This window comes from Prochlorococcus marinus CUG1438 (genome assembly GCA_017644325.1).
GTDB lineage: Bacteria > Cyanobacteriota > Cyanobacteriia > PCC-6307 > Cyanobiaceae > Prochlorococcus_A > Prochlorococcus_A marinus_AA.
The window spans coordinates 182,904-193,530 of sequence record JAEPLS010000003.1 but is presented as its reverse complement, the minus strand read 5'-3'; the positions used below and the strand labels follow the sequence as shown (position 1 = coordinate 193,530).

Here is a 10,627-nt window from a genome sequence, read left to right as displayed (position 1 = left end):
TCGTCGCTAAAAAAATCAAGAAGAAAATAAAAGATAGCAGAGGCAGAACAAAAACCATAACCGAGGAGGTCTTTGCTCCAGTCACTCAATACAGTGAGGCTGGTTTCTATATCGACAGCTTCGATGAAAACGGCAATCCTAATCAAAAAACTATCAAATTAAATGCCGCTGATCCTCTCACTTATGAGGCAGAAAAATTATTCGGTATCGATCTTAACGATGATGATGTACAGGGTAGAAATGTACAGGAATTTGACCGTGATGCATTCACAACTGCAAATGATATTGAAGTATTCAACGAGGCTTCAGATAATAAGACTCTTCTCACTGACAAGAACTCAGGAGAACTATTGTCCGCCGATTCTTCTGACATCTCCATTCAAACATTATTAACCAATAAAGATGGTTCCAGTTTTGTATCCGCTCCTTATCACACTGCCATCGATGTAGAGAAATCTGACGATGGTTACCTCAGACTTCTCTCTTATGTAGAAGCTCATCAGACCACTAAAAAAGTTACCAAAAAAGTAAAAGATGGCAGAAGAACAAGAACTATAACAGAGGAAGTTCAAGAAAATGTACCTGCTTCTTTCGTTGTTACCACCTTCGATTCTTCAGGCGAATTAATCCAGGAAACCACAAAATTAAATCCAGGAGACAACATTACATATGAAGCGGAAAAATTATTCGGTATCGACCTTAACGAAGACGATGTACAAGGTCGAAGCTTACATCAAATAGATGAACCATTTGATTTACGCAACCTTGGATTTACTGTTTTCCCAAACATCAATAATTTAACTGATCTGTTCATTGATCCTCATAATGAAAACGTATATTTTGCTCCTACAGGTGAATCACACAATCTAATTGAATTAACATACAAAAACAAAAATTTTGGTTATGAACTAAATGATGATTACCAAGCAGTTGCAATAGAGGTAATAACAGAACCTACTATAGGCAAGGAATATGTAGGTAAACATATTCTTCTAGTAGGGGATCAACGCGATGAATTTTATAATTATTTAGACGGTTTTATATTCGATGAGGATGGTAAGTTTATTGAGGAAATTAACGATCCAGATCTTAAACAAATTTATTTTGCTGAAAAATTATTTGGGATAGATTTAAATAATGATTCTGTAATGGGACAGAATATACAGAAGTTAGATAAAAATTCAGAATTCCAAAAATATGGATTAAAAACTCTTGATGGAAATGAAAATTTAATCGATCTCTATAAAGATATAAATAATGGGGATTTATACTTTTTAGGAGACAATAAAGATAACCCAATTGAACTTACAAATTTCAAGGGTATTAATTTCCAAAACGACTTAGGTAAAGATATAAAACCTTTAGCTATAGAATTTATTGACTACCCAACATCAGAACTTTATAACAATCCTTATTTAGAAGATAATAATCTCCTCATTGGATACAATGTGAAAAATAAAAAAATCTATAGTTATCTTTTCAATCAAGAAGGGATGCTTATAACAAAACTTGGCATCCCTAAGAATAATCAAACAATTTTTGGTTTAGAGAAAGTATTCGGATTAGATCTTAATAATGATAATTATAAAGGTGATCCAGTTGAAAACATTTTTCAAATTAACGAATTACAAAAACTAAGAGATCTTGAGTTTAATACCTTTGGCAATACCGAAAATTTAACTGATGTTTACATAGATATCTACAATAATATTTTTATTTCCGATAGAGATTCCAGCAGTAAATTTGAATTGACTAACCTAGACGGTTCAAATTTTGGAACATTTTTGGCCGATAGATATATTCCTATAGCAGTAGAGGTAATTACTGATCCAGAACTAAATTCACCAGAAAATGTTGGAGAATATATTGCACTTGCTTTCGACAAAGAGGAGGATCAACTTACTGCATTTTTGTTTAATAATGATGGAGAATACTACTACAACCTTGGTTATCCAAGTAGCAATAAAGGGATTAATGATGCAGAAAATCTATTTGGTTTTGATCTGAATAAAGATGGCATAAAAGCGTCACTTAATGAAGAAGAAATTCCACAATATGATGAATTCAAAATTGATGAATTACAAGAATTAAGAGATCTTGAGTTTAATACCTTTGACAATACCGAAAATTTAACTGATGTTTACATAGATATCTACAACAATATCTTCATTTCTGATTCTGATTCACCCAACAGTAAATCTGAATTATATTACCTAGACGGTTCAAATATTGGATCATTTTTAGCCGACAGATATATTCCTATAGCAGTAGAGGTAATTACTGATCCAGAACTAAATTCACCAGAAAATGTTGGAGAATACATCGCCCTAGTTTTTGACAAAGAGGAGGATCAACTTACTGCATTTTTGTTTAATAATGATGGAATTTACTACGACAATCTTGGTTATCCAAGTTCCAATAAAGGGATTAATGATGCAGAAAATTTATTTGGTTTTGATCTCAATGGAGATAATCAACAGGGGTCCCTCCCTGTTATCGAAGATGATCCATTTAATATTGATTTAATTATTGATCATAATTCCTTTGAAAGTTATGGAATTGAGAAGAATTTATATGAACCATATCTAGAGGAAGCTGTGCAGACATTAGAAAGTATTATTTCTAGTGGTTTGCCCGACGTTAATGCATATACAGAAAAAGATTATGGAGTAAGTGCTGGCCAGCCTTGGGATGATGGTTATCTATACAATGGAGAACATATTGATGATTTAAGTATATTCGTTCAAGCCAGCGAGGAAATTGAATATGCCGCAGCGATGGTGACTGAAATTAGATATGAAGTAGATCAGTTTGGTGATATAAGCAAAATAGGCTTACCTTCTCAGGGAATAGTGAGTTTTACTAGTGATAGTTCAGTTCTTGAACAAGGAGATATCACTGCAACAGCTATACATGAAATCATACATGTTATGGGTTTCGGAATATTATGGTACGGAGATGATTATGAATGGTTAGTGGATGAAAATGTGCCTGCGCCATGGAATCAGTACGGAGGGGGGGATATTATTGATGAATTTGGAGATTATATAGGTTCTTATGCATTAGAAGCTTGGTCCGAATACAAGGGAATTGACCAAGAATATATTCCTATTGAAAAAGATTATGGACCAGGATCCGCATATTCACATTGGAATGAGGATGAATTTTCCTGGGAAGTAATGTCCTATAGGGAGGAGAAAGACCAGACTTTAAGTAAAATCACAATCGAGTCATTAAAAGATCTAGGTTATGACATTATAGATTTTGGAGATTCTGATACGGAAATAGTAAATTACATTGCAACTGCTATTAGACAAGAAACAGATTTCACGAATGAGATGCTATTGTCAATGCAATTAAATGAGGATCAAATAAATAATAACCAAATACTTTAATCTTATATAATTACTCCCAAGAAAAATTAGATTTCTTTTAAAGAATCAGTCTTGCTTTTAAAGTTAGATAAAAGCAATCTCAAATAACTCACTTTCCTTAATTTAAAATTTGCTGTTAAGGACATACCGGTTTGAAGGGGCAGACTTTTACCATTCTTTAAATTAAGGAATTGATCAGATAAATTTACGGTAACAGGAAAACTAAAGGTCCTTATTTCAGGAGATGAATTTGGTGACAAAGCATCAGATCCAATAAATTTAACAACCCCTTCTAAAACTCCGAAGTCACTCGCGGGGAAAGAATCAATACTAATATCCACATCCATACCTTCTCTAACAAAACCAATTTTATCTGTAGGTACTAAGATGTTTGCTTCAAGATTCTCTATAGGGACAATTTTCATTATTGGCTGACTAGTTTGTGCGACAAATCCAACATTGGTTGGCTTTAAATCAAAAACTATTCCTTTAACTGGAGATTTTATTGATTGGTATTCAAGATTGACATTTGCAGCAATTTTTCTTGAGATTAAACCAGAGATTTGCGATTCTAATTCTTTTAACTGTTGTGTTAATAATAACTTTCTATTCTTAGCTTCTAATTTATCTTTTTCAACAGAAATCTTTAATTGATTAAATTTACTTGTTTGCTTGAGGTATTCAATCTCAGGATAAGCACCATTTTTATAAAGTGTTTCGTATTTTTTTAAGAGATTTTCTTCTAACTCTAACTTAATTTTATTGCCTTTAGTAACTTCCGAATCCAATAATTCTGACATATTAATTTCATCCTTTTTTAGTTTTAATTGAATTCGTTTTTGATCCAATTGATCGCTTAATGAAAGTAAATTTTGCTTTGCTATTTCAGCATCAAGTTTTATTAAAACCTGACCTTCTTCTACAAGATTTCCGCTTTCAACTAGTATTGATTTAGCCACACCTCCTGAAGGGATTTGTATCTCTTTAACTTTACCTATAGGCTCTAACTTTCCATTAGCAACAAGTATTTCATCTGTTTTTGCAATAGATAACCAACCAATAAATGTTAAACTGGTCCCGATTAAAACCCAGGTAAGACTTCTTGCCCAAATTAAATTCTGCTTTAATATTTTTTCATCTTGTTCAGCTTCTTTAATGCTTTTATCTAATTTATCTTGAAGTAAATTAAAGATCTTAAAAATTTTTTTAAAACTTTTTCGCATAATATTAATTTTCCTGCTGACAATACAAATCAAAATATAATCCTTTTTTATTCATCAGATAATCATGAGTACCAACTTCTGCGACAGAACCATTTTTCATGAAAACAATTAAATCTGCTTTGCGAATAGTCGCTAATCTATGGGTTATAAAGAAAACAGTTTGATTTTTTAGAGAACTAGCAAGATTATCGCAAACATTTTTTTCAGTTTTATAGTCTAAAGCACTAGTTGCTTCATCCATTATCAAAAGATTAGGATAACCTAATAATGTTCTAGCAATTGAAATTCTTTGTCTTTGGCCTCCACTTAAAGTTGTTGCCCTTTCTCCAATATTTGTACTATAACCATCTGGTAGTTCCATAATAAAATTATGAGCATCTGCGATTTTAGCTGCCTTAATAATTTCTTCAGAAGATGCATCTGGATTTGTCAAGGCTATATTGTGACTTATAGAACCTGAAAATAATAATGGTTCTTGGGGAACAATTCCTATTTGTCTTCTTAGAGAATTTAGTTCCACTTTATCAATATCAGTATTATCTATTAGGATTTTACCTCGATCTGGTTTGTATAATCTTGGTAATAACTTCATAAGAGTGCTTTTCCCACTACCGCTTTCGCCAACAATACCTACAAATTGTCCACACTCAACTTTCAAATCTAAATTATTTAAAATATTTTTTCCTGATTTGTTAAAGCTAAATGATATTCCTTGAAAATTCACCTCTCCTTGGATTTCAGTAAGTGGTATTTTATCCTTATCAGTCTCATCTGATTCTTGTGGGGTATCGATCACATCAGCTAATCTCTCAAAACTAATCTTTAATTCTTGAATATTTTGCCAAATAGATGAAAGTCTTAATACAGGTTGAGTTACATATCCAGAAATTATTCTGAATGCTATAAGTTGGCCTAATGAAAGATAACCATCCAAAACTAGTTTTGCTCCAACCCATAAAACCAAGAGTTGGGATATCTTTTGTAAAACTTGACTAAATTGAACAACTATAGTTCCAGTAATTGTTTGTTCAAAAGTTCGAGAAATATACTTTGAATATAAATCTTGCCATTTCCACCTACTCACAATTTCTGCATTCTGAGCCTTTACAGTTTGAAGACCTGATAAAATTTCAACTAAATGGCTTTGGGTTTTCGCATTTTCTTCAGCAGTTCTCCTATATTGTCTTCTAAATAAAGGAGCTCCTATAAGTGTTAGCGCTATTTGTATAGGAATTACAGCTAATGCCACCAAAGTTAAAATAGCACTATAAAAGAACATGATAACTATATAAATTACTGAGAAAAAAGCATCGAGGATGGTACTCAAAGCTTGTCCTGTTAAAAAATTACGTATTTTCTCTAACTCACTTATTCTCGATGAGAGTTCACCCACTGGCCTTTTATCAAAGTAATTCAAAGGCAGTCTTAAAAGATGATCTATTACCTCAGCCCCTAATCTTTGATCAATACGGTTAGTAGCATCTGTAAAAAGAAAAGTCTTTAAGCTTCCTAAAACAGATTCAAGTAAAGTTACTATAACCAGAGCTACACCTAATACTTGAAGTGTATCAAGACTCCTTTGATTTATAACTTTATCTATTATTAATTGAATAATTAATGGTGAAGCCAAAGTAAAAAGTTGAATTACAAAGCTTGCGATTAATACCTGTATAAGAACTTTTTTATATTTTCTCAAAACTGGTAAAAACCATCCCAGACCAAACCTTTTTGTTTTTGTTAAATTAGATTTTTCAATTAATACAACCTCTAAATCCTCATCAAAGATTTCTTGAATTTGTACATTATCAAGCCTAATAAAACTATTATTTTCATTAGAAATCATTATTGATTGTTCATCACTTTCCTTAATAAGATAAAAATTATTTTTAAATTTTATTAAAGCTGGTGTTTGTAATCTGTTAATATCTTTCGGCGAAATTTTTGCACCTACAGCATATAAACCTAATGATGCCGCCAATTTACCAATCATCTCAATTCCTGGATTTTCATTCTTAGCATATGAATCTTTTAGTCCTCTCAAAATTGAGTCTCTTCTAAATGGAATATTTAATAAATCAGCAAGCAATTTAAGGAGGTCTAAATTTTCTTGAATAAAATCATCCTTATTTTTACTAAAATTACTATTTAATAATTTAATTTGATTATTACTAATATTATCTACCCCAGAATCATCTTCAATAATTACATCATCAGAAATATCTGTTTTAAAATTATCTTTGTACTCAATAAATTTTTCTTTCTTAAAAGATAAAATTCTTATATTATTTTGTGAGAGAAGTCCCTCTAAATTTGAAAAACTTTGAATTGATTTCAAACTTTTAATTTCAGTTTCTTCAGAGAAGGTTTTGTAATAGAAAATAAAATCATTATTTTTTAAAGATTTTATTATATTAATTTTTTTATTTTGGATGGTGCAATAATTTCTTAAATTTTCAAAGATTGATTTTAGATTACTTTCTTTTCCTGATGATTTTTTTAATATTCCTTGAATAACAGAACCTATTTCTTCATCAAATAAATAATTCTTTAAAAATTCATTCAAATTATTTTCCTTTGAAATAAAATTTATAAATTTTTCTTTATTTAATGAATAAGTTATTAACTGGCTTGAAGCTCTAAATTCACAATTTTTTTTCCCTGATACTAAATTGTACAAACCAATAAATTCACCTTTACTAAACTTTTTAAGAGTAGTTCTCTTGTTATTCTCTTTTAAAATTAACCTTGCCTGACCTTCTTTTAACAAAAAAATTGTATTCACATCTTTTCCTGGAGGAATTATTAGTTGACCTGTTTTAAATGAATTCAATTCACCGTTTTTTATTATAAAATTTTTTATTAATTGAAGCTTTGAGATCATAAGGGGTTATGGATATTTAAATTTATCAGGGAAGTACTTTACTTTTATTTCCTCAATAATTTCTCTTGTTAATTTTTCTAAAAAAAGTTCGAATAATTCATTTGATAAATTACCTTTCATAGTTTCATTTAATTCGGCATGTATTATTTCTTCAAGTCGAATTACTAACCATTTATCATTAATATTAAAAGGTTCACAAACTAAACCTTTATCAGTTGATTTTAAAATATCTTTCATTTTGGGATTAATATTTGATCCTAAAATTGGCCCTTCAATACCATTCCTATACTTTTCAGGTCCTAAAGAATACTCTTTAGCGAGTATTGAAAATTCACTTTCATTTGACTCCAATTTTAAATACAACTCTTGAGCTAAATTTTGATCTTTAACCTGAATCAAACTATAAATATATTGGTCTAAATCTTCTTTCCTTTTTTTAAAAAATTCTTCAGTTTTATCTTCAAATAACTTTGAGCTAAATAAATTCCTCTTATATTGTGTGCTTGAAATTCTCATTATATCTTCTTCATCCAAGAGATTTTTGGTAAAATAATTATTCTTATTTTGATCATCATAAATATTTCTATTCTTGAAAAACTTTTCAGCCAAATCATTATTTAATTTATTTTCTAATTTAATTTGATCTAGTAGAGAATCTCTTATCATTGTTTTTATAAGAGGCTTAAGAAAAGTAGTTCTTCTAAGTAATTCTAAGTTTTCATTAGAAAAATTAAAAAGACTATTTAAGATTTGATTCTTAACATTTATATTTGCCAATTGCATCTCTAAAATTAAGTTAATTTTCTCATAAGTTCTTCTAAACTCATAGTCTTGATAAAAAAAAGGACATCTTTGAATGCCCGAGGTTTAAATCAAAGTAAATAGATCTAAAACTAGACTCCCATCATTATAACTGGTTTTAGCTATATTTTTAATAACCTTTTAAAGGATAATATCAACCGATCAACTTATAAAATATGAAGCAATATTACTGATTTTTTTCTACATTATTTTCATGAAGAAGTTAGTAAATAGGTAGTAAATAGTGGAGAGATTAGTAAATTTCCAAATTTATTACTTGATTCCTAAATACCTTTCACAATAATAGTTTGCCAACTCGCGATTGTTAAAATCTTTTATTTCCTTAAGATTAAGCTTTTTCATCGCTTCATCACCTGTAATCTGATAACTCGAATTTAATTTTGCGCAGGTATCCTTTACTTTTAATTCCTTATCAAAAGGGGTTCTAAAATAAAAAGTTAGAATTGAAAGGAACAAACCAAAAGTTACAACTCTTCTATGATTCTTCCACCATTGATAAAGATTTTTTTTCATAATAATCATGATTTAGCTCCTCCAATTGTATTAGATCGACAGTTAATCAAGTAAATATTATTTTTGATCTAACAAATTTGACCTTTTAAGAAGGTATTGCCCCTAGAAGACTTATGAAATTTTACTATAAACAGCAATATAATTTATCACAAAATTTTAATTCGAAGGCTAAATTGATATTCTGATTTGCAGTTTTATGAAATTAATCATAAAGAAGATAATAATCATGAAATGATTGATTTGTATTTCTTAAATACTAATTAATTAATCATATTTTTTATAAATTCTAAAATATAGCCTAATAAATTTTAATTTTTATCGATCAAAAATTCGTTATATACAAATCCAAAAAATTATATATATTATTTACGCTTTCTTGGATTAGGTGTCGCTATTTAATATGATATATCTTCGCCTTTAAGCTAGATTTTTTTAGTTATGGCAATAGTTTTCATATCTAATCCAATATATACCTCAAAACTTTATTCAAAAAAACAACCACCTTTTGATATAATTAAAAAGTTTAAAATTGAATATTTTCACCTGGAGGGGTGGTCGAGTGGTTTAAGGCTCTAGTCTTGAAAACTAGCGTGTCTGCAAGGGCACCGTGGGTTCGAATCCCACCCCCTCCGTTGTCTACAACTGACTTTTATAAAAATTGCTCCTTAGGGAGTTTTTTTATTGCATATTTTTTATGACTTATTTCGTTAGATTTCGGAAAGTTTTCCGTAGCTAAAGTAAAAAAGTGGCTCACTTTCGGCTCACCCATCTAAATAATTTTTTTTTGACAATCGATCTAGAATAAGGGGCAATGAGCTCATTTTTTTGTGAGAAGATTTTTAATTCCTTTACTATCGGCACTTACCTTGCCCACTACTGTTAATGCTGAAACATTTTATTTAGATTGTGCTTTGAATAAAACAGAAGTCAAAGAAAGAGAAATTAATAGTAAAAATATCATAAACCGTAAAATAAATCAGAATCATAAATTATTATTTGCTTTGAATGAATATAGCCCCAGTGCCTCAGTTAGCTTCGATGGAGGTGAGTTTTTTTCATTTGAGGTGGATGAAATTAAATTTAGATTCAACCAAATAATATTAGTACGACAAATGGATAGTCCTTATTTTGGAATTTCTGGAAATTTGGGTTACAAAATAAATAGAGAAAATGGGAGTGTTTATTATTTTAATAATGAGTTAAATCAAAAAACAGGAATTAGAAAAGATATTAAAAAGTCTGGGACTTGCAAAAAAACAGAAAGGCAAAAAACTCTTTTTTAAACATGAATAATTCAATAACTAAAGCTCTCTTATTTGTTATCGCTCTAAGCACTTCAATAATGGCAGTGCAATTAATCCCAATTTCAAGAAAGGCTTATTTGTTCAATTTGTGCAGAGATTGGAATGCTTGGTGGAATGAATCGTATAAACTTGTTGATGGATATAAAAGTGGAGATGAAGAGAAAGAGAAAAGATATAGCAAAGCTATTGAAAAAGAAGGTTATTATCTCCAGAAAATTTATAAAGAGTTAGGGATAGATCCAGTTCTTTATGGCCAAGAAGCACCATATACATTTTGTAAGAGAATTGGCTTTGATTGGTTTATTGATGAACTATAGAAATATAGATAAATGAAACGCTTTAAAACCTATTTTTGCTTGATAATTATCAAAATCTAAAATGGCTCACTTTCGGTGATTTTATTTCCTTAAACCTTATTAGATCCATTAGTATCACTAAGAATAATCTGTTCTTGAAAACTAGCGTGTCTGCAAGGGCACCGTGGGTTCGAATCCCACCCCCTCCGTTCTA

7 protein-coding genes and 1 tRNA gene are annotated in these 10,627 nt (G+C 29.9%); 4 read left to right on the top strand and 4 right to left on the bottom strand.

Translation table 11 applies throughout. The annotated features are described in order from the left end of the window. Positions 1 to 3,395, top strand: a 3,395-nt coding sequence (locus tag JJ847_09330) for a hypothetical protein (protein MBO6961088.1), incomplete at its 5' end; no start/stop codon positions are given. A 26-nt stretch (positions 3,396 to 3,421) separates the two neighbouring features. Here JJ847_09330 and JJ847_09325 read toward each other — a convergent pair. The 4 genes from JJ847_09325 to JJ847_09310 form a co-directional block, all read right to left on the bottom strand. Then, positions 3,422 to 4,597, bottom strand: a complete 1,176-nt coding sequence (locus JJ847_09325) for an HlyD family efflux transporter periplasmic adaptor subunit (GenBank protein ID MBO6961087.1) — start codon at positions 4,595 to 4,597, stop codon at positions 3,422 to 3,424. Positions 4,598 to 4,601: 4 nt separating this feature from the next. Then, a complete protein-coding gene (locus JJ847_09320) occupies positions 4,602 to 7,478 on the bottom strand; it encodes an ATP-binding cassette domain-containing protein (GenBank protein MBO6961086.1) in 2,877 nt (958 codons plus the stop codon). A 6-nt stretch (positions 7,479 to 7,484) separates the two neighbouring features. After that, positions 7,485 to 8,255 carry a peptidylprolyl isomerase gene (locus JJ847_09315; GenBank protein MBO6961085.1) on the bottom strand — a complete coding sequence of 257 codons (771 nt, stop codon included), beginning with the start codon at positions 8,253 to 8,255 and terminating at the stop codon, positions 7,485 to 7,487. Between the two features lie 297 nt (positions 8,256 to 8,552). After that, a complete protein-coding gene (locus tag JJ847_09310) occupies positions 8,553 to 8,822 on the bottom strand; it encodes a hypothetical protein (protein ID MBO6961084.1) in 270 nt (89 codons plus the stop codon). A 536-nt stretch (positions 8,823 to 9,358) separates the two neighbouring features. Here JJ847_09310 and JJ847_09305 point away from each other — a divergent pair. The 3 genes from JJ847_09305 (at position 9,359) to JJ847_09295 (ending at position 10,434) form a co-directional block, all read left to right on the top strand. After that, positions 9,359 to 9,445: transfer RNA gene (locus JJ847_09305), tRNA-Ser, on the top strand. 195 nt (positions 9,446 to 9,640) lie between these two features. Then, positions 9,641 to 10,096 (top strand): hypothetical protein, encoded by a 456-nt coding sequence (locus JJ847_09300; protein ID MBO6961083.1) that lies wholly within the window; start codon positions 9,641 to 9,643, stop codon positions 10,094 to 10,096. 2 nt (positions 10,097 to 10,098) lie between these two features. After that, positions 10,099 to 10,434, top strand: coding sequence for a hypothetical protein (locus JJ847_09295; protein MBO6961082.1), 336 nt, complete (start codon positions 10,099 to 10,101; stop codon positions 10,432 to 10,434). Positions 10,435 to 10,627: the final 193 nt, after the last annotated feature.

Bases quoted from the DNA above. Each gene is read 5' to 3' on its own strand.
- JJ847_09320 (MBO6961086.1), bottom strand. From the start codon at position 7,478: ATGATCTCAAAGCTTCAATTAATAAAAAATTTTATAATAAAAAACGGT.
- JJ847_09295 (MBO6961082.1), top strand. From the start codon at position 10,099: ATGAATAATTCAATAACTAAAGCTCTCTTATTTGTTATCGCTCTAAGC.
- JJ847_09325 (MBO6961087.1), bottom strand. From the start codon at position 4,597: ATGCGAAAAAGTTTTAAAAAAATTTTTAAGATCTTTAATTTACTTCAA.
- JJ847_09310 (MBO6961084.1), bottom strand. From the start codon at position 8,822: ATGATTATTATGAAAAAAAATCTTTATCAATGGTGGAAGAATCATAGA.